Raw genomic sequence first — 24492 nt, forward strand, 5'->3', positions numbered from 1 at the left:
ATTATTCCAGGTAGGCTCCGCTTATTGTATCTCCTTCTACTGTTACATAAATATGATCCTGCATCGTAGTCGCGAGGCTGATCCCTACATAATCCGCTTTTACCGGATAGGCTTTATGGGTGCGTTCCACCAGGGTTAGAATCTGGATTCTTTCCGGATGGTGCGACAAGAACGGCTGCATAGCATATAAAATAGTTTTGCCACTATTGGTTACATCATCTACGAGTACGATCGTACGATTGGCAAAATTCAGTTCTTTGCTGAGTGTGATAGTAGTTGGGTGACGTTTATCAAGGCTTATTTCTATGATCTCAGAAGGTATTTCCGCAATTTCATGAATCAGTTTTGCCAGCAGACGGGCCATTACTACACCATTGTCTCGTATTCCGGCAATGACGATAGGTTCCCTGGTTCCAATCAGTTCTTCTGCCATTTCATAGGCCATTCTTTCCAGTTTCTTGGCTGCTGTCGGGGCATCCAGAATATATTTTCGATTCGCAGACATAATTGAATTTCAGGGCGAAAAATTACAACAAATCATTGAGCCTATGCGAAATCACTTAATTTAGTTGCACAATACCGATCTTATGCATTACCTGCAACAAATTGCTTTTGTATTGTTACTGCTTGCTGCTGTCTGGTTTTTTTCCAGGCAGGTCAAATTCATTCGCCGTAATATCCTGCTGGGAAAAGATGAAAACTTCAGCGATCATCCTGACCTGAGGTGGAAAAATGTGTTACTCCTGGCTTTTGGCCAGAAGAAAATGTTTAAAAACCCACTGGTAGCTATCCTGCATTTTGTGATCTATGCCGGCTTTATCATCATCAACCTGGAAGTCCTGGAAATTGTATTGGATGGTATTCTTGGTACACACCGACTTTTTACCGGATTCCTTGGCATGGGATTTTATCGCTTTCTGATCAACAGTTTTGAATGGCTGGCTTTGGGGGTACTCGTGGTTTGTGTGATTTTCCTGGCCAGGAGAAATATGCTGAAGATCCGGCGATTTATTTCACATGACCTGGATGGATGGCCACGCTCGGACGCAAATTATATTTTGATTACCGAGATCATTCTGATGCTGCTTTTCCTCACTATGAATGCCGCGGATGTGGTATTACAGGAACGTGGTGTGTCAGGTTATACGGAGCATGCAACAGGTGCATTTGCTGTATCCTACTTTATTCAGCCCCTGTTAACCAGCTGGAGTGATACCAGTATTATATTGTTGGAACGTATTTGCTGGTGGTTGCATATTGCCGGTATTCTTTCTTTTCTGAATTATCTGCCTTTCTCCAAACACCTGCATATCCTGCTCGCTTTTCCCAATGCCTATTATGCACGATTGGAAGAGCAGGGTAAAATGAAAAATATGCCGGCTATTCAAAATGAAGTATTATATGCCATGCAACCGGAGCTGGCTCCAACAGAGGCAGGTGAAGCTCCTTCTTTTGGTGCTAAGGATGTAATGGAACTGAGTTGGAGAAACCTGCTCGATGCCTATAGCTGTACCGAATGTGGCCGATGTTCTGCTGCTTGTCCGGCTAATATCACGGGAAAATTATTATCCCCCCGCAAAATTATGATGGACACCCGAGATCGCCTGGAAGAAGTGGGAAAAAATATTGATAAGAACGGAGCGTTTGTTCCGGATGGAAAGTCACTTCTGAACGATTATATCACTACCGAGGAATTAAGAGCCTGCACTACCTGTAATGCCTGTGTGGAAGCTTGTCCGGTTAGCATCAGTCCATTGGAGATTATCCTGGAGCTGCGTCGCTCGCTGATCATGGAAGCCAGCAATGCTCCCCAGGAATGGAATGCTATGTTCTCCAACGTGGAAAACAATTTCGCTCCCTGGAAATTTAGTCCGGATGAGCGGGATGCCTGGACTCAAAATTAAGTACCGACCTGATTCTTATCAGTTTTTCCCGTACCTCAACCACGTAGTTTTATAAAAAAATCAATTATGGCTATACTGGAAAACAAAGTTGCTATTGTAACTGGTGCCGGATCAGGAATTGGAAGAGCGATTGCCCGTTTTTATGCCCGCGAAGGCGCCAAAGTAGTGGTATCCGATATCAACCAGGCAGGTGGTGAAGAAACGGTGAAAGAGATCCATGCTGACGGAGGTATTGCTCTATTTTTTAAAGCGGATACTTCATCCATTGAAGACAATCGACTCCTTGTAGAAAAAGCAGTGCAGGAATATGGTGGCTTACATATTGCCTGCAACAACGCTGGCATTGGCGGACCAATGGGGCCAACAGCAGATTATCCGATTGATGGCTGGAACAAAGTGATTGGAATAAATCTGAGTGGCGTTTTTTATGGCATGCATTTCCAGGTGGCAGCAATGCTGAAATCCGGAGGTGGTGCCATAGTTAATATTGCCTCTATTTTAGGCACGGTGGGCACACGGTTTTCTCCAGCATATGTAGCAGCCAAACATGGAGTGGTTGGGCTTACCAAAGCTACTGCACTTGAGTATGCCAGTCAGGGTGTTCGGGTGAACAGTATTGGCCCGGGTTATATACTAACACCGCTACTCACTAATGCTTTGGATGAAGCCACACTGGAACAGGTAAAATCACTGCATCCTATTGGCCGCCTGGGAACATCGGAAGAAGTTGCTGAGCTCGCACTTTGGCTGAGTTCGGATAAAGCTTCTTTTGTAACGGGTTCTTATTATGCGGTAGACGGAGGATATCTTGCACAATAATATGATCCGTTATCTCGCATTGGGTGATTCCTATACGATTGGGGAGCAGGTTTTGCTTACTGAATCTTTTCCCTATCAGTTGGTTCAGCTGGCAAGGCAGCAGGGACTTGCCCTTGCTGCTCCGGAAATTATTGCCCGAACCGGTTGGACTACCGATGAATTGCAGGCGGCGATGGAAGCCTATCAATTTCAGCCACCCTATGATTTTGTCAGTCTGCTGATCGGTGTAAATAATCAATACCGGGGACGCACAACCGAAGAATACGCCCATCAGTTTAGGCAACTTCTCATTCAGGCGATTGCATTGGCAGGTGGAGTACCACAGCAGGTTGTGGTGTTATCCATTCCCGACTGGGGGATAACTCCTTTTGCAGCAGATCGCAACCGGGAGGAAATTACAGCAGCGATCAATTGTTTTAATGAAATAAACCAACAGCTTGCCAGAGAGCAGGCTGTTGGTTATATAGATATTACTCCAGGTACCCGGGAGGCTGCTACAGACAGCAGCTTACTTGCGGCGGATGCACTTCATCCTTCCGCAAAAGAATACCGGCGTTGGGCAGTACGACTGTTGCCTTATCTCTCCCAGAAATAAGGTGGTTCAATACCAAGTGCCCGCAGGTAAACATATCCTTGTCCGCGATGGTGAATTTCATTATCGATCAGGTAAAGAACAGTACTCAGGTTGGTCCCTTCGTATTGCCCGAATGCCATTTCCACTTTCGCAAATCTGGCGGGATCAATAGCTGGCCATTTGGCATTCATCTCTTCTGTTACTTCATCCCAAAAATCCAGTAGTTCTTCTTTGGTTTTGGGACGCTTTGCACCACCTGTATGATCAACTGCAGGCCAGGTTCCGGTTGCCACTCCTTCAATAGCAGGAACGGCAAGGGTAGCCATCTCCATTACCAGTTCAAAGAATGGGCGCATACCTCCTACTGAAAATTCAAACAATTCTTTTTCAGGAAAAGCCAGGATTGCCTTTCGGGTCAGGCGGCGATGTCCCTGCCAGTGCTCCAGTAATTCGTTGGCTGATAGGATCTCCGTTTTGACAGGATGGTTCATTGTTGCATTCATGGTAAACTTATTTTAGTGATAAAGCAAAGAAAAGAGGGGGTTGTGACAACAGTATGTCAGGAGAAGTGAAAAGTGAAAGGGGAAAGGTGAAAAATTGTGAAAGGTGAAAAGTGAAAAGTGAAAAAGGCAGCTGGAGGGCTGCCTTTTTGATTTTGTCGGGACGACTGGATTCGAACCAGCGACCTCTTGCACCCCATGCAAACGCGCTACCGGGCTGCGCTACGTCCCGAAATTTACAACTGCTTAACGCTCAGCGTTTTTCAATTGCGGGGTGGCAAAAGTACACCAAAATTTGATTTCACAAAAATGAAATAACAATGCTAATTTCGCAGCATTCTACGCTGATGAAACACTTATTAGAACAGGTTGTAATCAACGATCCCCGCTCTCCCTTTAACGGTTCCCGACAAGATATTCTCATCCAGGATGGACAAATCACCGCTATTGGTCAAGGACTGACAGCCGCTGATGCCCACCGTATACAAATGGATGGACTGGTCGTGAGTCCGGGTTGGGTAGATCCTTTCGCCCACTTTAACGATCCGGGATCTGAACATAAAGAAACACTGGAATCCGGTGCTGCTGCTGCATCCACCGGAGGTTTTACCCGGGTTTTCGTAGTGCCAAATACCAAACCGGCCATCGATGCGAAAACGCAGGTAGAATACATTATGGCAAAATCTGCAGCTCTTCCCGTGCAGGTACTGCCCCTCGGAGCTATTACCAAAGGAACCGAAGGCAAGGAACTGGCTGAAATGTATGATATGCAGGCAAGTGGTGCTATTGCTTTCAGCGATGGCCTAAAACCAGTGCAATCATCTGGCCTGCTGGTGAAAGCTCTGCAGTATGTAAAAGCATTTGGGGGATTAGTAATCCAGATCCCTGATGATATCAGTCTGGCTCCCCATGGACTGATGAATGAAGGAATTATTTCCACCCAACTGGGCCTTCCCGGTAAACCAATGATGGCAGAAGAACTGATGGTAGCCAGGGATATCAAACTGGCCCGCTACACCGGAAGTCGGCTTCATTTTACAGCAGTAAGTTCACCTAAATCACTCGAATACATCCGCAGAGCAAAAGAAGGCGGACTGGATATCACCTGTTCCATCACACCCTATCATCTTATGTTTTGCGATGAGGACCTGGTTAACTATGATACCAATCTGAAAGTTAACCCTCCCCTGCGCACTGCAGCTGATCGGGATGCTTTGAAAAAAGCGGTACTGGAAGGATGGATTGATTGTATTGCCACTCATCACCAGCCACATGATTACGATGCCAAGATTCTTGAATTCGAATACGCAAAGTTTGGAATGATTGGACTTGAATCTTCTTATAGTGTAGTAAAAAAAGCATTGCCAGAACTGAAAGAGGAGCAATTGGTAAAGCTGTTCTCCCTGAATGCTAGAACGATCTTCAACTTGCCTGAGGCAATCATTAAAGAAGGAACCTGTGCAGACCTTACCCTTTTCCAACCGGATCAGGAGTACGAATTTTCAAGGGCGATGATCCGGTCTAAATGTAGTAACAGTCCCTTTATTGGCCAACAATTCAAGGGAAAGGTAGTTGGAACCATCCTGGGTACTAAAATCAGTCTGAACAATTGAAAACGATTTACGCTTCTGCCCTGCTAACTGGTACCCTGATAGGCCTTTTGTTTACAGGCTTCCTGTTTTTCAGCTGGAACCAGGGAATTGATTTCATGGTAAGCTTTCATAAGTATTATGCCTTGCTGCCACTTGTTTTTTTATCAGTTTTGGGCGCCGCCTATTTAATAGAGCAAAAACAGAACTGGACCATCGATTGGAAACTTATCATCCGATTTGCATTTCTCAGCTATATCATTTTTGAAATCTTTTACGCTATGGCGAATTACCTACTGTTTGACATAGTTGATCCCTCGGCTTATCTTCGCATGGTTGACACCCTGAATCAGGAAGACGTGCAGCGCTTGAAAGAGGCAAATGCACCGGAAGAAAAAATCAAAGAGCTGATCAAAATGGGTGAATATGCCAAACAGCCAATCACCTGGATACAGCGACTGGTTGCAATCGGACAAAACCTGATCATCGATTTTATAAAATCTGTACTGATTGGCTTTATAATTAAACAGGTAAAACGCTAAAGTTATTACATGGATCTTTCAATTGTGATACCCTTACTCAATGAAGAGGAATCCCTTCCGGAACTAACGGACTGGATACAACGCATCATGGTTGAAAATGGATTCAGTTATGAAATCCTGTATATAGATGACGGTAGTACAGATCGTTCCTGGGAGATTATTTCCAGGTTACGGCAAGGAGATCCCGAGCATATCAAAGGCATCAAGTTTCAACGTAATTATGGTAAATCAGCCGCGCTGAATGAAGGCTTCAAAGCCGCAAAGGGCGAGGTGATCATCACCATGGATGCGGATTTGCAGGACTCTCCGGATGAAATTCCAGGTCTTCGAAACATGATTCTGGATGAGCATTATGACCTGGTGAGCGGGTGGAAAAAAATTCGGTACGATAATACACTTACTAAAAATCTGCCTTCCAAATTATTTAACGCGGCCACCCGAAAGGTGTCTGGTATTTACCTGCACGATTTCAATTGCGGATTAAAAGCCTACCGGAAAAAAGTGGTGAAAAGCATAGAAGTGTACGGCGAAATGCATCGTTATATTCCTGTTATCGCCAAATGGTCGGGTTTCCGGAAAATCGGAGAGAAAGTAGTGGAACACCGTGCCCGTAAATACGGTGTTACCAAGTTTGGACTCAACCGTTTTATTAATGGTTTTCTGGATCTTGCTTCTATTACATTTGTGGGGAAATATGGTAAAAGGCCCATGCATTTCTTTGGATCCTGGGGCAGTCTGAGTTTTGGAATCGGTTTTGTTTCCATTATTTATCTACTGGTAGCAAAAATCATGAACCCGGAAGTAAGTCTGAGTAACCGGCCTGCTTTTTATATTGGACTAACGGCGATGGTCATTGGCTCTCAGTTGTTCCTTGCCGGATTCCTGGGAGAACTCATTTCCAGAAACTCTCCAGGTAGGAACCATTACCTGGTAGAAGAAAAAATCGGATTGGATTAATCGGCGTAAATGGCCTTGCACATTGTCATACTCGGACCGGCGCATCCATTCAGAGGAGGTGGTATTACCACCTTTAATGAACGATTGGCAAGAGCTTTGCAGGAGGCTGGTCATCGGGTGGAAATACTCAACTTCACAGTGCAATATCCGGCCTTTTTGTTCCCGGGGAAATCGCAAACAACCGATGAGGCAGCTCCTTCAGATCTTATCATTGAGCAACGGCTGCATTCCATGAATCCACTTAACTGGTGGACCACCGGTGAATACCTTCGAAAGAAAAAACCCGACCTGATATTGGTTCGTTACTGGCTTCCTTTTATGGGGCCGGCATTTGGAACCGTATTAAGAAGGGCTCGTAAAAATCACTACACAAAAATCATTGCGCTTACAGATAATGTGCAACCGCATGAAAAACGGTTGGGTGATCAACTCTTTACCCGCTATTTTCTGCCTGCCTGCGATGCATTTATAACCATGAGTAAAAAAGTGGAGCAGGATCTCCGGGCATTTGTCGACAATAAACCTATTCTCCAGGTTCGACATCCGCTGTATGATAATTTTGGTTTGCCTGTTGAAAAGGATAGTGCAAGAAAACGATTAAACATTCATTCTGATACTAAAGTCCTGCTTTTCTTTGGATTCATCCGGGCCTATAAGGGACTTGACCTGCTCCTTAAAGCCTTGCCATTGATTCGGGAACAAAATATGCTGTTGCTGGTGGCAGGTGAATTCTACGAAGATCCGGCTGCTTACCACAAACTAATTAAAGAACTTGGAATTGAAACGAAGGTAAAGCTGATGGCGGATTTTATTCCGTCAGACCAGGTTCGGTACTATTTCAGTGCGGCAGACCTGGTAGTACAGCCCTATCGAAATGCAACACAAAGCGGCGTAACGCCACTGGCCTATCATTTTGAAAAACCCATGGTGGTTACAAATGTGGGAGGATTGCCTGATTATGTGGAGGATGGGGTGACCGGCCTACTTGCAGAACCGGAACCTTCTTCACTGGCAAATGCTATCAACCGTTTTTTTGAATTTGGAGAAGACCGGTTTAGCACGCAAATTCGTGAGAAGAAAAAAGAACTCAGCTGGCCCGCATTTATTGACCAGCTACTGAAGCTTTTTCACAGGCTAAAATAATGATACTATGAAAAATATAATCCAGGAATCTATTGAAGCTTCGATCCAGGTGAAGGAGTCGATTTTATTGGATGATGCGTTCCTGCAACGAATCGAAGAGGCGGTAAATAGCATACTGCTTGCATTTCAACAGGGGAAGCGGATTTATTTCTGTGGTAATGGAGGCAGCGCTGCTGATGCTCAACACCTGGCAGCAGAATTCAGCGGTCGTTTTTATAAAAACAGAAAAGCGCTTCCAGCAGAAGCCTTGCATTGTAATACTTCTTATCTCACTGCTGTGGCCAACGATTTCGGCTACGATGAAATTTACGCACGGATAGTTGAAGGTATACTGGAGCCCGGTGATGTGTTGATTGGTTTATCCACTTCCGGCAATTCTCCCAATATTGTAAAAGCGTTTGAATCGGCGAGGTTGCTCTCCATTACCACGATTGGATTTACCGGAAGCAAGGGAGGACAACTGGCAGGATTAAGTGATCTTTTATTTAATGTGCCCTCTGATGATACACCGAGAATTCAGGAAAGTCATATTATGGTGGGACATATCATTTGCCAGTTAGTAGAAGCAAAATTTTTCGCCTGATGGATTGGTTGAAGCCAGATAAAACCTGGACGCTGTTTCTGGATCGCGATGGTGTAATTAATTACGAGAAAGTAAATGATTATATCTACAACCCGGGTGAGTTTAAGTTTTACGAAGGTGTATTGGACGCCATGCATATTTTCCGTCAGCTATTTGGCAGGATCATCGTGGTAACCAACCAACGTGGGATTGAAAAAGGTCTGATGACTGTCGAAGATTTGCAGGATATTCATCGGTATATGCAGCAGGAGTTGGCAAAAGTCGACGGCGTTATTGATGCTATATTTTACTGCAGTTCGCTGGATGATCAGCATCCGAATCGTAAGCCGCAGCCGGGAATGGCTTACCAAGCCCTGGATAAATATCCTGAGATCGATTTCACAAAGTCTGTTATGGTGGGAAACAACCTGAGTGATATGTATTTTGGCAGGAATTCAGGCATGAAAACAGTTTATGTACAAACAACCCATCCTGATCTTCCGCTCCCCCACCCTGCGGTAGATCTCGCGTGCAAGGACCTGTTAAATTTTGCGAAGTTGCTGGAGCCGGCATTAAAATGGTAACTTAGATGGGTCTGAGAAATATGAAAAAACTAATATTTATAGCTGTATTGGCGATTGGAAGTGTTCAGCTAAACGCACAACATACATTTTCTGAAATCGAGCTGAAACAACTTCAGTCAAGAGAAGACAGCTTGCGCATTCAGGCAGATAGTATGATCAATGCTTTGAGTCCGGGTAAACGTTTTTTAAGTGATAGCTTTTTTGTGCGTACACTGGTCCGTGCATTGAGAATACCTCATTCTTTTCATTATTCATTTGACTCCCTTCAGACCATTTCAAGATTGTATGCACCTGACAGCAGTTTTCGGATCTTCACCTGGCAGTTAAAAAAGGATGAATACTTCTATTACCAGAAAGGAGCTATTCAGTTGCGGACAAATGATGGATCGCTACGGCTTTATCCCCTTTTTGATGCCTCTATGTTCACCAGTAATCCGCTGGATTCCGTTCGTAGCAGAAATAACTGGATAGGTGCTATTTATTACAAAGTGATCCAGAAAACCTGGAATGGTAGAAACTACTATACCTTGCTTGGTTTTGATGGATTCACTGTGGGCAGTAACCGAAAATGGATGGAAGTGCTGACTTTTGATGAGTCAACCGGTGAACCCCGGTTTGGCGGACCATTTTTTAAAGTAAAGCATGATACAGCCAAAACTGAACAGGTGCTAAACAGGTTTGTTATTGAATATAAAAAGGAAGCCAGTACTACCTTCAATTACAATTCTGAAATGGATATGGTCATTGTTGACCACCTGATCTCTGAAACACAGGAACCCCATCGGCCGGAGACTTATATTCCCGATGGTGATTTTGAGGGATTTCAGTGGAAAAACGGGGTTTGGGTGCATGTACCCAAGGTATTCACTTATGTTCCTGATGAATTCAAACGAATCGATCCATTATTAGGGAATGCACCTGCAGAGGATGCCATTCGTGATAAGGATGGCACCATCAATGAAAAGAAGCTGGAAGAACGTTCCAGGAAAAACATAGAAAAAGCAGCCGAGAAAGAGAAACCCAAACCGAAGAAACCGGGTGGCGGACAATAACAGCAACATACCGTTCAGGCAATTACTGCTGCAGTATAGTAATACTGCTATCAATATACTTTTCCCGCTGATTCTTTTCCCTTACATGACCCGAACGCTTGGTCCGGAGGGATACGGTATTATCGGTTTTTATGAATCGCTGATGTCGGTAGTAATCGTTCTTTCCGCTTTCGGTGTTCGTTATTATGGACTACGATTACTAAGTAAATCAGCCATTGGCGATTCAAGACAAGCAAACACCATTCTCCATTTGGTATTGATCAACCTGGCTATGGGATTTATTGGTGTGGTTTTTTATTCTGTTTACCTGCTTTCCAAGCCAGTATTAATTGGTTCAGGTACAATCGCTGTTATATATGGTTTTATAATGCTTCAATATATGCTTCATATGGATTGGTATTTTCAATCCCAGGAGCGTTATCAACTATTGTTTGCACGAACATTAGTCGCCCGTTTGCTGGTGTTGGTTGCCTCTATTGTTTTTGTGAGAAACCCCGAAGATCTTATTTACTATATTATTATATCTGCCTGTAATTATATGCTTATATCAGGTGTTGCTATCTACCATATCCGGGATCTGTTCAAATACTGGCAGTGGGATTTTGCACTTTTTAAAAAGTTGTTGAGCGCACTTGCTCCCTTTGCCCTTTTAGGTGTACTGGGGTCAATCTATTTTGCATTTGACACAATTTTATTGGCCAGGTTGGGGCAGTTGGATGAGCTGGGTTATTATACGGTTGCTGCAAAAGTTGTACGGATCGGCATAAATGTATTTTCTGGTGCATCAGTAGTATTCTTTGTAAAGCTGTTTCGTTCCTCAGTAAATAAAACTTTGCAGGCAGACAGCCTGCTCACCACAATTCATCTAAGTTATCCTATTGGCGCCATTTTATTTTTTTTTGCGGAGCCTGTTATATTATTCGTTTCTGGATCTGAATACCAGCCATCCGTTCATCTCTTGCAAATATTCTCTCTTTTATGGCTTGTTGTACCTCTACATGATTTTTTTACCATGCAGGTATTGGTATTGAATCACAGAGAAAAGTGGGTGTTGCTTATCTATCTGGCTGCTACCATTGTTTCCTTCCTGTTGAACTTGTTTCTGATACCGATCTGGTTCAGTACCGGTGCTGCATGGGCCATTGTCTTTTCAGAAACCCTTGTTGGTGTTTTGGGGATTTATCTTTCCCGGAATTATTTTTTCATCAATAAACAGCAATGGTTGGAGATTATGGGTGTTCTGGTAGTTTTTCCAATTGCATATGGAGTTTATAAGCTAACAAGCCATTTGTTCAGTTTACCTTTGCTAAAAATTATTTCAGGAACAGGCACCACGTTGGTCCTACATATTCTGCTGCAGATAACAATATGTAAGAGCCGTATCTGGAATATCGGCTGGATGGCATTTAAAGCAAGAATAAAACGGAAGGCCGCCTGATTAATCGTCCAGTTTGAGAACAGCCAGAAATGCTTCCTGTGGAACTTCTACTGAACCGATTTGACGCATCCGCTTTTTACCTTCTTTCTGCTTTTCCAGGAGTTTACGCTTACGGCTGATATCACCACCATAACATTTGGCAGTAACATCTTTTCGCATGGCGCTGATATTTTCGCGCGCCACAATTTTAGCTCCGATGGCAGCCTGAATAGCAATCAGGAATTGCTGGCGGGGTAATAATTCTTTGAGTTTTTCGCAAAGCTTGCGACCGAAATCATTGGCCCTGCCCCGGTGAATCAATGCACTCAATGCATCCACTCTTTCAGCATTGAGCAGAATATCCATTTTTACGATATCCGCTTCCCGGTAACCGATTGGATGATAGTCGAAGGAGGCGTAACCTCTGGTCTGGCTCTTCAGCTTATCATAAAAATCAAAAACGATCTCTGTTAGCGGCATTTCAAAAATCAGTTCCACACGTGTCTGGGTCAGGTAACTTTGATTGATCAGGATACCTCTCTTTCCGAGGCAGAGTGTCATGATATTTCCGATATACTCAGGTTTGGTAATGATCTGTGCTTTGATAAAGGGCTCCTCAATCCGGTCGATCCGGCTTGGATCCGGCATTTCAGTTGGGTTGTTGACAATTACCTTTTCTCCTTTACTTGTATAAGCAATAAAGCTTACGTTCGGAACTGTCGTGATTACAGTTTGATTAAATTCCCGTTCCAATCGTTCCTGGATAATTTCCATGTGCAGCATCCCCAGGAATCCGCAACGGAAACCGAAACCCAGGGCCTGGGAAGTTTCCAGTTCGTAGGTAAGGGAGGCATCATTAAGCTGAAGTTTATCCATACACTCCCGCAGTTCTTCAAACTGGTCTGTTTCCACTGGGAAAATACCAGCGAATACCATTGGTTTTACCTCTTCAAACCCCCTGATTTGCTCTGGAGTGGGGTTGTTCGCCAGGGTGATGGTATCCCCTACTTTGACTTCTTTGGCGTTTTTGATTCCCGTGATAATATACCCTACATCTCCTGCGGAAACTTCTTTGCGCTCGGTCATTTTAAGTTTTAGAATACCGATTTCATCAGCGAAGTATTCCTGGTCGGTAGATACGAATTTTACTTTATCCCCCTTTCGGATAGTGCCATTCAGAATCCGGTAATACACGATGATACCGCGGAAACTATTGAACACACTGTCAAAAATCAATGCTTGTAAAGGGGCTTCCGGATCACCTTTGGGAGCCGGAATTTTTTGCACAATTGCTTCCAGAATTTTATCTACTCCCAACCCTGTGCGTCCACTGGCCAACAGAATATCTTCCGGTTTGCAACCTATCAATTCCACAATCTGGTCTTTCACCTCTTCGATCATGGCTCCATCCATATCAATTTTATTGATGACCGGTATGATTTCCAGGTCGTTATCAATAGCCAGATACAAGTTGCTGATGGTTTGTGCCTGGATGCCCTGGGTAGCATCTACCAATAACAACGCACCTTCGCAGGCGGCAAGCGCACGGCTAACTTCATAACTGAAGTCAACGTGACCGGGAGTATCAATCAGGTTTAATACATAGTCCTGATTATCAGTATGTTTATAGTTGATTTGTATAGCGTGACTCTTGATCGTGATCCCTTTTTCTCTTTCGAGGTCCATGTCATCCAATACCTGGTCCATCATATCCCGTTCACTGATGGTATTGGTGGATTGTAAAAGTCGGTCTGCCAGGGTACTCTTTCCGTGGTCAATATGTGCGATAATGCAAAAATTCCGGATATTCTTCATGTATTCAACTGAATAAGGGGGCAAAATTAGCGAAAAGCAGGCAGATACCAGCGTTCGGTGGAGGCTTTCAGCAAACTATTTGGAGATGTATAAAAATCGGTTAGATTCGCTGAAAATTGACCTTATATATGGAGCTTACCCAACAATTTGAACAGGCTGTTGCAGATAGTAAGAATCTCTCTGAAAGACCCAGTAACGAAACTCTGCTTCAATTATATTCTCTTTATAAACAAGCAACAGAAGGCGATGTGAATGGGGATGCTCCCAATATTTTTGATTTTGTTGCAAAAGCAAAATATGAAGCATGGTCATCTCTTCAGGGTAAATCAAAAGAAGACGCCCAGCGCGAGTACATTGAACTTATTCGCAAGCTTAAATCCTGATAAGCTTGTTGATGGCTTCAGTGAGATGCTCCCCTCCAGATATTTCCAGCTGAAGTGAAAGGATTTTTTTTCTAACATGTTGATAGGATATTTCATCCATGGTGAGAAGCAGTTCAGGTACTTCTTCCAAACTGTTAATCAACCACCCTATACCCATCGACCGGATATATTCTGCAGATCCACCAAATTTGGGAGCAATTACTGGCATGCCAGCGAGGATATAAAGGGATAGTTTATGGGGGAATATATATTGCTGATAATTGCCAATGGCGCCCGATGGTCCATCTGCACCTTCTCCATCCCAAATTAACCCAAAACTTCCTTCGATTATTGATGGAAGTTGATAGGGATTATATACTCCATGATAATTTATACTTGAGTTATGTAAACAACCTTTTGGTGGATTTTCTCCATACAGATGGTATTCAATGCTTTCTGACTGTGGAAGGTGGACAAGGAAACCACTTTTAGACAAGTTTCCTGCAAAGCAAACGGAAGGTTGGAGATGTCTATTTTCCCGGAATGGGGCAGTAAGGAAATCAAAGGGGCCAAGCTGTGCAATTTTTGCTGTTACTGCTTCAGGAAGATTTTCCAGCAACCATCTCTCCATAGTACCACCATGAACAACAAAATGAGTACATAGTTTTAATAATTTAAGTTCATTTTTCAGTAATTGCTGATTGTCTGTTTTTAGTCCATCAATATCAGATAGAATTACTAATAGATTCACTTTCTTCTTGGCCAGCAAGTACAGCAGTATCCTAAACATGCGCGGATAAACTGGAAATTGAAAAGCGACCAGTGAATTAGACTTAATCTTCCACACCCATGATGCCATCGAGATTAAACGAATCAGGAAATTAATAGGTTTAAACCTTTCGGGTAGTCGGATTGGAATAAACCCATCCTTATTTAAGATAGATTCAATATCCTTGTTTCCTACCCCTCCGTGATGAAATTCATGTGGGTAATAGACTTCGAAAAAATATTTTTCAGATTCAGTTAAATTCAACTCGATTTAATGATTTTTGGAGTTATACAAATATATACATGAATGTAGGAATCCAGGAAGTTGAACACGTTGAAAACCTATATACTCTCATTCGTTTATTCGATACAGGACATAACAGGGTTTTCCTTTTTGTTCCACGTACTACCTATCTGCAGATAGAGCAAATACTACACGGTGAAATGTGTCGTTATCACTGGATATTACATGAAGAGGGTGATTCAACCTGGGCTTATTGTAACAGAATATTACGGACAGTTCAGCAGGAAGAGATCTCTCTTTTGTATTTAAATACCATTTCAAAACACCATCTGTTTTTTGCATTTCTTGTTTTTCGGTTATCCTGCAAAGTAATACTTACGGTTCATGATGTGAATTGCCTGTTCAGACCGACTTTCTCGCTTCGTCCTCGATTATTGATCCAGTATATTGGGAAAAAAGCGTTAACAGGAGTTGTTAAGGAGTTTAATACGATTTCAATGACTGTTGAACCCGCCCTGCATCTGGCTGCCGGAGCTAACAAAAAGGTATGGGTAATTCCAGGTGGTTTATTTGAGGAAACAACTGCTGAAGAAGCGGTTACAGCTTTTTCATCCATGGATATTATCCATATTGTGGTGCCGGGAACATTAGATGCCAAACGAAGGAATTATGAAGCTGTATTTGAGCTGCTCAACCAGGTAAAAAAAATGCCAATAAAAATGACATTACTTGGTGGTGGATCGGATGAAGTGGCCGATCTTATCCGGAACCATGCATCGGAGTTTAGCAACCAACTTGTTTTCTACAAGGAAGCAACAGTTCCACAGGCTGAATTTGATAAGGTAATGAAACAGGCTCATTTAATATGGATGCCTTTGGCAATTCATACCAGAATTTGTGGCTCTATTCCGGAAATTTATGGTAAAACAAAATCCTCGGGAATAATTTTTGATATTGTTAGGTATGCGAGGCCGTTTTTGTATCCTGCTGAATTAAGCATACCTGACTTGTTGAAAAGCTCTGGAATTGGATATTCCAGCCTTGATGAGCTGAAAGTTATATTGGCGGACTTGGTTCAGAAGCCGGAAATCTTACTGAAACTCCTACAATTAGCAAAAGAAAATTCAACACATTTTACCATCGATAAAATCAGGCAGGCAAATTACCCACTTTTTGAAACTATGGATTCGATCTAACCAGGATTTTTCATTTCCTCTATCAGGCTTTCTTCATCCCATCCCTTTTGCTGACCAATATCGGAAGCATGGGTGTCGGTTTGAATAATTCGCTCCAACTCATCAATAAATTCTCTTGATATGTTGATGTATTGTTTTGGATCACGGATAGAAGATAGTTTTTTCATCGCCAGTTCGTCGTAACGAAGGAAAGTTTGTGCAGCCCTGGTAGCAGTATAGGTTCTCCGCCCCATTAAACGGAGTGTATCTACTCCCATCCGTAGCGAACTATCCAGGTTTTCCCTGTAAATATGAAGCATGCCCGCATTCATCTGGTCATAGGCATCTGTACGGTCAGCAGCTCTTACCATCATCTGCAGGTGAGGAAAGTGCTTTTTGATGGTTTCGATCATTTCTAGTCTTTTTTCATTATCCCCGATAGTAATCAAAATTATTTTGGCATCTGCTGCGCCTGCTGCATGTAACAAGTCATGCCGGGATGCATCTCCATAATACACGTTAAATCCAAATTTCCGCAGAAAATCAACTCTGTCAGAGTCGATATCCAATACGGTACAGCCAATTCCATTAGCCCTTAAAAATCGACCCACTGTATTCCCAAAATGGCCAAATCCGGCAATGATAACCGGATTTTTTTCGTGGATACTATCCGGCGCCTTTTCCAGCGCCTGTTTGGTACCAACTCTGGGCTGAATAATTCGTTCAAACAGGAGGAAAAGGATGGGGGTAAGCGCCATACTTAATGCAACAGCTGCCATTATCAGATCTGTAATTTCATTGCTGATAAGTTGTTCCTGGCGCGAAAACGAGAGCAATACAAAAGCAAATTCTCCCACCTGGCATAGTCCGAGCGAAAAGAGTAGATTTTGATCTGTACCTAAACGAAAGAATCGACCCAACAGGAACAAAACCAGCCCCTTTACTATCATCAGTCCCAATACAATTCCCAATAATAAAACAGGAAGATTCATCAGCAATTGAAAATTAATACTGGCCCCGATGGCAATGAAAAAAAGGCCCAGCAACATCCCCTTAAAGGGTTCGATGTCGCTTTCCAATTCATGCCGGTATTCCGAATCTGCCAGTACCACCCCTGCCAGAAAGGTTCCAAGCGCCGGACTTAATCCAACCTGTGTCATTAACAAGGTTATACCGATCACCAGTAAGAGCGCCGTGGCAGTGAATACTTCTCTAACCCTGGCAGCTGCTACCATGCGCAAAAGGGGGCGCACCAGTTTCCGGCCTGCGAAAATGATAAAAACAACGGCACCCAATACCAGCAGGGTCTGTATCCAGGCAGGTTGGTGATCAATCCAGGCAGAAGATTGGTGAGAGCCGTTTGTGGGGCTTGTGGGTCCTGATCCCAGGAGAGGCAGTATAGCCAGCATGGGAATAACAGCGATATCCTGAAACAATAATACGGAGAAGCTACTTTGACCAGCTTCTGATTTCATCAGGCCTTTTTCCTGAAGTGTTTGTAATACAATGGCAGTTGAGCTTGGTGCAACAATCATCCCGATAGCAAGTGAAATTTTCCAATCGTACCCCATCGTCATGGCCAGTACCATGACTATGGCCATTGTACATAGTACCTGCAAGCCACCTAAGCCCAGAATGGGTTTTCTCATTTTCCAGAGTAATCTGGGCTCCAGTTCAAGCCCAATTACAAAAAGCATTAAAACCACACCGAATTCAGCTGCATGCATGACATCGGAGCTATCTCCCACCAAATTAAGAAAAGCAGGTCCGATCACCATACCCGCTACCAAGTAGCCCAGGACAGATCCAAGGCCGGCTTTTTTAGCCAATGGAACCAATACTACAGCTGCAGTTAGATAAACCAGAGCCTGGTATAAAAAGGAACTTTGATCCATTAATCAGATTTGTAAGGTGTTAAGTGTAACAGGTTCTTCGGTCAGTAGATTAAGCAGAAGCTGCCGGTACTTGATTGCTTCCGTCTGTATCATTTCAGTATCCAGTCTGTGAGTTCCGTAAATCACATACGGATTCCGGTAGTTCATGTTGCAAAGGTGCGCGGATTGTTCAAACTGGTAACAGAATTCTTCTACTGTACGGCGGTTTTTTCCTTGTGGCTGGTATGCTTCAAAACTACCTCCGCAGGTGATGATATTCATCCATGTTTTTCCACTAAGTGCTGTTCCCTTTTTTCCATAGGCCCATCCATGTTCAAGAACCAGTTCCATCCAGTGTTTGAGTAAGGCAGGTGCGCTATACCAGTAAAATGGAAATTGAAACAGGATGATATCATGTTCCAATAACAGTCTCTTCTCTTTGTGAACATCAATCAGGAAATCAGGATAGGTTTCATATAAATCGTGAAAAGTAATTGCATCATGTCGGGGAATTTGCTTAAGGAATTCCCGGTGCACCCTTGATTTTTCAAGTACCGGATGTGTAAATAGCAGTAAAATTCTGGCCATGCCTGAATTTACTGAAATAGTAGTAATTGAGGAGAATGGGTTATTCCCAGAACTTAACGGGATAGGTATTGCAGATAGCGCTGTGCTGGTCGTCCTTCAACTGTAGTTGGTTTAATTGTTCTGCAGAGAGATTGGTTTCGAGGGATGGGAAAACAATTCGCTCTTCAAATCGAACATGTTGTTCCAACTGATCTGCAAGGTCTCCAAGAAGGCGATGAGTAACATTGGCCTGAACAAGATGAGTCATGGCAGTTCGCCAAAGTTCATGATCTCGCAGAATGGCATCTGCATAATTACTTCCCTCCGGATAAGTTCTTAAGGCCGGAATAAGACTGCGCTCCTCCTGTTCAAAATGCGGTTTAATTTCCTGTTGCCAGCACTTCAGCAGAAAATCAGCCATTACGGATATGGATGCCTGTTTACTGACTCCTTTGCGAATCAGTAAACAGGTCATTAATGAAGATTTGTGTTGCCTTGACAGTGGCTGAAGGCTAACCGCTCTTTGCATATCTTATTTTTTTAGTGCCTTGATAATGGCTGTGAATTCTGCCGCCACGAGGGAAGCGCCACCGACCAGGCCCCCATCCACATCAGGCTGGGAGAAGATTTCTTCTGCATTTGCTGCTTTCACACTTCCTCCATACAAAATGGAAATTTCATTCGCCACATCCGCTCCGTATTGTTTACTTAACACCTGCCGGATATGAGCGTGCATTTCCTGTGCCTGGTCAGAGCTGGCTGTTTTGCCTGTGCCAATTGCCCAGATTGGTTCATAGGCAATTACCACTTTTTTCAATTGGCTGGCATCCAGGTGGAACAGGCTTTCTTTTAACTGAACTTCTACATACTGGTTCTGCTCTCCTGCCTCACGTACTGATAACGGTTCTCCACAACAAAAAATTGGCTGAATATCCTGTTCCAGTAATAAATTTAGTTTTGCAGCCAATTGTTGATTGGATTCATTGAAATATTCCCTTCGCTCGCTATGTCCGATCACACAAAATGGAATTCCCATCGAATGAAGCATTTCTGCTGCAATTTCACCGGTATAGGCACCCGATTTTTTATGGTGACAGTTTTGTGCTGCGATAAAATAGTACTGCTCATTGGCTACCGCACTCTTAGCCATAATCAGGTATGGAAAAGGAACAGCAAAAACCACCTGCTGCTCATGTGTTAGTTCAATTTTTTCATGTAAAATTTCATCCAGTAGTTTTTCACCCTGTTGGTAAGTAAGATTCATTTTCCAGTTGGCCGCTGCGATTTGTTTTCTCATTCTTTCAGACTGATTTAAAAATTATCGTAAATATATCTAAGGATATTCTGTTCTCTCGGACTAATAGAAGAATTTTTCCATTTCTTCCAATTCTCCAGGTCTCTCAGCGCCCTGGAAAATTCATACCTGCGGATGCCCTCCGCTCCCCAGGAAAAATGAGGAATGTACTTAGGAAGGAGACCATTTCCAAATACACTGGAACAAATGCCCACAACCGTACCGGTATTGAAGGACGTATTGATGGCAGCTCGGCTATAATCGCCCATTATAAGCCCGCATTTCGTTCCTACTGCAGCTTTACCTCCTTCACTGGAAGGAGAATAGACCAGTATTGGGCCTGCGCTGTTTTTAACATTGGACGCGGAAGTACCGGCACCCAGGTTACACCACTCTCCTATCACAGCATCACCAAGATAACCATCATGTGCTTTATTGGAATAACCCATCAGTACAGCGTTTTTGATTTCTCCGCCTGCAATGCAATGTGGACCAATGGTAGTACCCCCATAGATTCGGGTTCCCATTTTGACAATGGCCTGTTCACCAATAGCAACAGGACCGCGAATACAGGTTCCTTCCATAATTTCAGCATTCCTGCCAATATATACGGGACCTTCTTTTACATTAATGATACAGCCCTCCAATTGTGCCCCTTCTTCCAGAAATACCGGGAAGGTCCCGATTATCTGATTGCTGCCTGATATAGGTTGGGAAATTCTACCCGTTGTTAACAGCTCAAAATCTTCGCGGATGGCGCGATCATTTATTCTAAAAATATCCCAGGGAAATTTTATGGCAAGTAATTCACCATCATATGGAATGGTATCTCTAACTTTTATCCGATGGAGGCCGGTAACATCTTCGGCATTAAAATGGAGTGCAATCGCACCCGCATCTGCGTGAATCAACGCCTGACCACTTTGTAGCCTTTGAATGGCTGCTACCAATTCAGGGGTTGGAAGAATGTTGGCATGAAGTAAAAGATAGTCTCCAGGCTCCAGGTTTGAGTCAATAATCCTGGACCGATCCGATTCCTTATAGTCACCTTCCCATTTGTCAAAGGAGGAAAGCTGCAATGCTTGTTCCCATTTTTCCCTGATAGTGAGAATTCCTAAGCGGATATCCTGAAGGTGACGGGTAAGATGAAACGGGTACAGGTTTTCCGGTTGACAGTATTCAGCAGAGAAAATAATGCATTGCATGCATTAAAGATAATAAATAAAAAAGCCGGCACTTGCCGGCTTTCTGATTATTTCTTTGCGTACTTCTTTTTGAATTTGTCGATACGTCCAGCTGTATCCAGCATCACATTCTTACCAGTGAAGAAAGGATGGGAGGTGTTGGAAATTTCAAGTTTGATCAGCGGATACTCGTTTCCGTCTTCCCACTGAATGGTTTCTTTCGAAGAGGCAGTTGATTTGCTCAGAAAAGCAAAACCATTACTCATGTCCTTGAACACTACAAAGCGATAATTCTGCGGATGGATACCTTGTTTCATAATTTCTATTTTTAAGGCCGTACGGATTTTGCCGTACTGTTTTAATTTTTTGGAACTGCAAAATTAGAACTTTCCGATGGATTTTGAGCAGTGTGTCCAAAAAAAGATTCGAATTATAACCGACTGAAAATCAGCTTTTCATATTGATGTACTGCAGGGGAATCGCCAGGTTCCAGGTTTTGCTTGCCTGAATAACTGCCTGGAGATCATCGATCTTTTTGCCCGTTACCCGAACGATATCATCCATAATGGCAGCCTGCACCTTCAAACCGCTGTCTTTGATCAGCTTTACGATCTTCTTGGCATCCTCCTGCTTGAGTCCATTCCTGACAGGGATTTCTTTTTTCCAGTTTTTTCCGCTTTGAAAGCCCGCCTTGGCTTCGAAATCGTAAATATTGGCGTCGAGTCCTTGTTTGATAGAACGACTGATCAGTACATCCAGCACCTGGTTCAGTTTCATTTCACTTTCCACTTCAATGGTTAGTCGAAATTCCTTTTTATTCAGATCAATCTCCACCGGGGAGCCCTTAAAATCAAACCGGTTGGTGATTTCCTTTTTTACCGTATTTATAGCATTATCCAGGGTTTGGATATCCACTTTGCTAACAATGTCAAATGATGCCATGGCTTACTTTTTTAACTACCCGTCGGGTACCCGACGGGTACAAATGTAAAAAAACGTCCTGTAGAAACAGGACGTTTGAACCTTAAACTAACACTCATAGAGAAAAAACTATTGCTGACTGTTGTTTCCAACACGATTTTGTTCATCTATTGCACTGCCCGTGCGCCTTCTTTGCGGACCTCCATTCGCTTTTCCAAACCGGTAGCTGAAGTTCAATGCTACCCTTCTGTTATCCCACCGGGCGTTTATCCTTGTATCGATATTCCCAAATTGGGTATAACCGCTGAAACGCATAAGAAATAAAGGATCCGTTACGGAAAGTTTGAGCGTACCCTTTGATTTCAGCACCTGCTTGGACAAGCCGAATGAAAACATACCCATTGGTCTGGCAATGATCAGACCGCCATCCTGCATTTTGGTGCGATAAAATCCACTCAGTTCGGCACCCCAGGTTTTGGCGAATTTGAACTGGTTGTTCACATTACCCATAAAAGACGTAATGGATGCATCCAGGGGAGTATTATTTACAAATCCCTCGAAATAGTTGTTAAACAAGTTGCCGTAGAGTGAAACTGTCCACCATTTGGTAAGGGATTGATTATAACTGAGTGCAATACCAATATTTCTCCGGGTGGCAATATTCTCTTTGGTCTGGAAAGTGACTTTGGTTGTATCATTTTGCTTCAGGATATCGTTGATCACATCTGTAGTTCGGGTATAGTTTACCGTAGTATTGATGATTCCCTTATAGTTGTGAGAAAGTTCCACATTATGGGTGAATTGTGGCTGCAGGTTGGGGTTACCCATCCGGAATGTATACTGATCAAGGAAAAACTGGAAAGGATTCATGTCCTGGTAATTAGGGCGCTCAATCCTTCTTCCGTAGTTCGCGGTGAGGGTATTTTTTTCATTTAGTTTATAACTGGCGAATATGGTAGGAAAGAGTTGTACGTAATTTCGAATGAACCGATCATTGTTCACGATTTGTTTACCTTTTGCATACGTGTGTTCCAGGCGAAGGCCGGTTTGCAGTGCCCATTTTTTAAACTCCTTGTTATAATTAAGATAGGCTGCATTGATATTCTCTTCATAGATGAACTGGTTGGACCTGGAAAAATCCGCTACCCAATCCTTACCCTGATTATCCCATATTCTGAAAGCCGCATCATTATCTGTTGTAACATAACTTGATTTAATTCCAGCTTCCAGTTTGGAGGTTTTATTGAGTGGATGCACATAATCCGTTTTGAAACTGTAGATCCGGATATCTGAAGGCAGATCTCCTCTTAATAAAAAGGAATCAGCTACTGAATTCTGTGGGAGTAAATAAGTAAAGTTATCAGAAGTCTGTAAAGCATTGGTGCCATACCAGATAAAGTCAAGATCTGCTGTAAGTTCCCGGCCTGTTGTATCCAATCGTTTGCGGAAATTAAAATTGGATCCGAAATTTTTCCAGGTATCCTTATTCAGACTGGAGGCCACATTGGATGATTCGGGATCCGATCCTCCATTGTAAATCAACGCTACACTGTTTGCTTTGAACTCACGGGGATTATAGGTTCCATTCACCTGAAAGCCGATAGTTGTCTTTTTGTTTATGGAATACTCAAGTCCGGTACGGAGGCTCAGATTATGGCTATGAAATTTTCCCTTTGAAGTCTGATCAAACACTGAACCAATCGTTTCATTCGCTTTGGGAGAAAATTTGCGAACCAGGTCGAGATCATTGAAACCTGCCCAATAGGAATAACTTGCCGTACTGAAGATTGTTAGTTTATCTTTTTTGTAATTGATATTGATGCTATTCGGCGATTTTGGATAGACACCCTGAACAAAACCAAGATTAATAGATCCATTAAATCCGTTTTGACGGCCCTTTTTCGTTCTTATATTAATGATTCCACTGTTGCCCGAAGCATCGTATTTGGCGGAGGGCTGGGTCATGATCTCCACCGTTTCCAATTGATTGGAAGGAGTGTTACGTAGCAGGTTGGCAAGGTCCTGACCTCCTAAATAAGTTTGCTTTCCGTCTACCAAAACGATTACTCCCTGCTTACCTTTAAGACTGATATTTCCATCCCGATCTACGGAGACTCCGGGAGCTTTTTCCAAAACATCCAGGGCTGTTCCTCCGGCATTCGAAATAAAAGCATCCACATTCACTACGGTTTTATCGGCTTTTACTTCCACCATGGGTTTGCGGGCGGTTACTGTTACTCCCTGAAGGCTTTTCTCGGCCGCTTTCAGCTGAACAGCTGGCAGTTCTACAGTTGCATTATCGCCTAATTTAACTTCATCGCTATTAAAGGATTCAAACCCTACAGCTGATACCTGTACCAATATGGCTGCTGCCGGTAATTGAATAATTTCAAAGTTCCCTTCTTTATCAGTAGTACCGATTTTTATCAGTTTTTTGGAATTGCTTTCCAGTAAAGTAATGGTTGCAGCTTCAAGAGGTTGTCCGCTTGGATCCTTCACCTTCCCTTTCAATGTTGCGCCCTGCTGGGCCATTAGTGTAGTAATGGTTGCCAGGAAAAGAATGAGTGTTTGTATAAATTTTTTCATGTGAAAGGTTTAATGCGGTTCCGAAATCGAAATTGATATTTCTGTGTAGTGCAAAAAAG

At 43.1% G+C, this 24492-nt stretch carries 25 protein-coding genes and 1 tRNA gene; 13 read left to right on the forward strand and 13 right to left on the reverse strand.

The annotated features are described in order from the left end of the window. Nucleotide 1: 1 nt before the first annotated feature. Nucleotides 2-505, reverse strand: a complete 504-nt coding sequence (locus MD536_RS04105) for a phosphoribosyltransferase family protein (RefSeq protein WP_239596058.1) — start codon at nucleotides 503-505, stop codon at nucleotides 2-4. Nucleotides 506-587: 82 nt separating this feature from the next. Between MD536_RS04105 and MD536_RS04110 the strand changes: the two genes are divergently transcribed. From MD536_RS04110 to MD536_RS04120, 3 genes are all read left to right on the forward strand, one after another. Continuing rightward, nucleotides 588-1904 carry a 4Fe-4S dicluster domain-containing protein gene (locus MD536_RS04110; protein ID WP_239596061.1) on the forward strand — a complete coding sequence of 439 codons (1317 nt, stop codon included), beginning with the start codon at nucleotides 588-590 and terminating at the stop codon, nucleotides 1902-1904. 66 nt (nucleotides 1905-1970) lie between these two features. Next, a complete protein-coding gene (locus MD536_RS04115; protein ID WP_239596062.1) occupies nucleotides 1971-2723 on the forward strand; it encodes an SDR family NAD(P)-dependent oxidoreductase in 753 nt (250 codons plus the stop codon). A 1-nt stretch (nucleotide 2724) separates the two neighbouring features. After that, complete coding sequence (locus tag MD536_RS04120; RefSeq protein ID WP_239596064.1) at nucleotides 2725-3318, forward strand: SGNH/GDSL hydrolase family protein; 594 nt, start codon at nucleotides 2725-2727, stop codon at nucleotides 3316-3318. Here MD536_RS04120 and MD536_RS04125 read toward each other — a convergent pair. Then, nucleotides 3300-3800 (reverse strand): DinB family protein, encoded by a 501-nt coding sequence (locus MD536_RS04125; protein WP_239596066.1) that lies wholly within the window; start codon nucleotides 3798-3800, stop codon nucleotides 3300-3302. The genes MD536_RS04120 and MD536_RS04125 overlap by 19 nt on opposite strands. 155 nt (nucleotides 3801-3955) lie before the next feature. Next, nucleotides 3956-4029 (reverse strand) — tRNA-Pro (locus MD536_RS04130). Nucleotides 4030-4144: 115 nt separating this feature from the next. On the opposite strand from MD536_RS04130, the gene MD536_RS04135 reads away from it, so the two are divergent. The 8 genes from MD536_RS04135 to MD536_RS04170 are packed head-to-tail and all read left to right on the forward strand — an operon-like array spanning nucleotide 4145 to nucleotide 11664. Next, nucleotides 4145-5410, forward strand: a complete 1266-nt coding sequence (locus MD536_RS04135; protein WP_239596068.1) for a dihydroorotase — start codon at nucleotides 4145-4147, stop codon at nucleotides 5408-5410. Next, the gene (locus MD536_RS04140; RefSeq protein ID WP_239596069.1) at nucleotides 5407-5928 is read left to right on the forward strand and encodes a DUF4199 domain-containing protein; all 522 of its coding nucleotides are present in this window, start codon (nucleotides 5407-5409) and stop codon (nucleotides 5926-5928) included. The genes MD536_RS04135 and MD536_RS04140 overlap by 4 nt, the downstream gene beginning before the upstream one ends. A gap of 9 nt (nucleotides 5929-5937) precedes the next feature. Beyond that, nucleotides 5938-6885, forward strand: coding sequence for a glycosyltransferase family 2 protein (locus MD536_RS04145; protein ID WP_239596071.1), 948 nt, complete (start codon nucleotides 5938-5940; stop codon nucleotides 6883-6885). Between the two features lie 9 nt (nucleotides 6886-6894). Then, complete coding sequence (locus MD536_RS04150; protein ID WP_239596073.1) at nucleotides 6895-8028, forward strand: glycosyltransferase; 1134 nt, start codon at nucleotides 6895-6897, stop codon at nucleotides 8026-8028. A 7-nt stretch (nucleotides 8029-8035) separates the two neighbouring features. After that, a complete protein-coding gene (locus tag MD536_RS04155) occupies nucleotides 8036-8611 on the forward strand; it encodes a D-sedoheptulose-7-phosphate isomerase (protein WP_239596075.1) in 576 nt (191 codons plus the stop codon). Further along, nucleotides 8611-9174, forward strand: coding sequence for a D-glycero-alpha-D-manno-heptose-1,7-bisphosphate 7-phosphatase (locus MD536_RS04160; RefSeq protein ID WP_239596076.1), 564 nt, complete (start codon nucleotides 8611-8613; stop codon nucleotides 9172-9174). The genes MD536_RS04155 and MD536_RS04160 overlap by 1 nt, the downstream gene beginning before the upstream one ends. A 20-nt stretch (nucleotides 9175-9194) precedes the next feature. Next, on the forward strand, nucleotides 9195-10226 hold the full coding sequence (locus MD536_RS04165; RefSeq protein WP_239596077.1) for a hypothetical protein: 1032 nt from the start codon (nucleotides 9195-9197) through the stop codon (nucleotides 10224-10226). Further along, nucleotides 10213-11664 carry an oligosaccharide flippase family protein gene (locus MD536_RS04170; protein WP_239596078.1) on the forward strand — a complete coding sequence of 484 codons (1452 nt, stop codon included), beginning with the start codon at nucleotides 10213-10215 and terminating at the stop codon, nucleotides 11662-11664. The genes MD536_RS04165 and MD536_RS04170 overlap by 14 nt, the downstream gene beginning before the upstream one ends. Here the strand turns inward: MD536_RS04170 and lepA are convergent, their stop codons facing one another. Further along, nucleotides 11665-13458, reverse strand: a complete 1794-nt coding sequence (gene lepA / locus MD536_RS04175; protein ID WP_239596079.1) for a translation elongation factor 4 — start codon at nucleotides 13456-13458, stop codon at nucleotides 11665-11667. A 128-nt stretch (nucleotides 13459-13586) separates the two neighbouring features. Between lepA and MD536_RS04180 the strand changes: the two genes are divergently transcribed. Further along, nucleotides 13587-13841: an acyl-CoA-binding protein gene (locus tag MD536_RS04180; protein WP_239596080.1), complete on the forward strand. Its 255-nt coding sequence runs from the start codon at nucleotides 13587-13589 to the stop codon at nucleotides 13839-13841. Here MD536_RS04180 and MD536_RS04185 read toward each other — a convergent pair. Further along, a complete protein-coding gene (locus tag MD536_RS04185) occupies nucleotides 13831-14853 on the reverse strand; it encodes a glycosyltransferase (protein ID WP_239596082.1) in 1023 nt (340 codons plus the stop codon). The genes MD536_RS04180 and MD536_RS04185 overlap by 11 nt on opposite strands. Before the next feature lie 38 nt (nucleotides 14854-14891). On the opposite strand from MD536_RS04185, the gene MD536_RS04190 reads away from it, so the two are divergent. Next, nucleotides 14892-16028 (forward strand): glycosyltransferase family protein, encoded by a 1137-nt coding sequence (locus tag MD536_RS04190; RefSeq protein ID WP_239596084.1) that lies wholly within the window; start codon nucleotides 14892-14894, stop codon nucleotides 16026-16028. On the opposite strand, the gene MD536_RS04195 is transcribed toward MD536_RS04190, so the two are convergent. The 8 genes from MD536_RS04195 to MD536_RS04230 all read right to left on the reverse strand — a co-directional run bounded on the left by MD536_RS04195 (nucleotide 16025) and on the right by MD536_RS04230 (nucleotide 24433). Beyond that, the gene (locus tag MD536_RS04195; RefSeq protein ID WP_239596085.1) at nucleotides 16025-17902 is read right to left on the reverse strand and encodes a monovalent cation:proton antiporter-2 (CPA2) family protein; all 1878 of its coding nucleotides are present in this window, start codon (nucleotides 17900-17902) and stop codon (nucleotides 16025-16027) included. The two genes, MD536_RS04190 and MD536_RS04195, sit on opposite strands and share 4 nt — an antisense overlap. A gap of 3 nt (nucleotides 17903-17905) precedes the next feature. Beyond that, nucleotides 17906-18469 (reverse strand): NAD(P)H-dependent oxidoreductase, encoded by a 564-nt coding sequence (locus tag MD536_RS04200; protein WP_239596087.1) that lies wholly within the window; start codon nucleotides 18467-18469, stop codon nucleotides 17906-17908. Between the two features lie 40 nt (nucleotides 18470-18509). Beyond that, nucleotides 18510-18977 (reverse strand): hemerythrin domain-containing protein, encoded by a 468-nt coding sequence (locus MD536_RS04205; RefSeq protein WP_369075796.1) that lies wholly within the window; start codon nucleotides 18975-18977, stop codon nucleotides 18510-18512. Between the two features lie 3 nt (nucleotides 18978-18980). After that, nucleotides 18981-19745 carry a triose-phosphate isomerase gene (gene tpiA, locus MD536_RS04210; RefSeq protein ID WP_239596090.1) on the reverse strand — a complete coding sequence of 255 codons (765 nt, stop codon included), beginning with the start codon at nucleotides 19743-19745 and terminating at the stop codon, nucleotides 18981-18983. 14 nt (nucleotides 19746-19759) lie between these two features. Further along, nucleotides 19760-20947 carry a putative sugar nucleotidyl transferase gene (locus MD536_RS04215; protein ID WP_239596092.1) on the reverse strand — a complete coding sequence of 396 codons (1188 nt, stop codon included), beginning with the start codon at nucleotides 20945-20947 and terminating at the stop codon, nucleotides 19760-19762. Nucleotides 20948-20994: 47 nt separating this feature from the next. Then, complete coding sequence (locus MD536_RS04220) at nucleotides 20995-21243, reverse strand: type B 50S ribosomal protein L31 (protein ID WP_234863509.1); 249 nt, start codon at nucleotides 21241-21243, stop codon at nucleotides 20995-20997. 130 nt (nucleotides 21244-21373) lie between these two features. After that, nucleotides 21374-21868, reverse strand: a complete 495-nt coding sequence (locus tag MD536_RS04225; RefSeq protein ID WP_239596094.1) for a YajQ family cyclic di-GMP-binding protein — start codon at nucleotides 21866-21868, stop codon at nucleotides 21374-21376. A gap of 108 nt (nucleotides 21869-21976) precedes the next feature. Further along, nucleotides 21977-24433, reverse strand: coding sequence for a TonB-dependent receptor domain-containing protein (locus MD536_RS04230; RefSeq protein WP_239596096.1), 2457 nt, complete (start codon nucleotides 24431-24433; stop codon nucleotides 21977-21979). Nucleotides 24434-24492 lie beyond the last annotated feature (59 nt).

Source organism: Flavihumibacter cheonanensis, assembly GCF_022352215.1.
Taxonomy (GTDB): domain Bacteria; phylum Bacteroidota; class Bacteroidia; order Chitinophagales; family Chitinophagaceae; genus Flavihumibacter; species Flavihumibacter cheonanensis.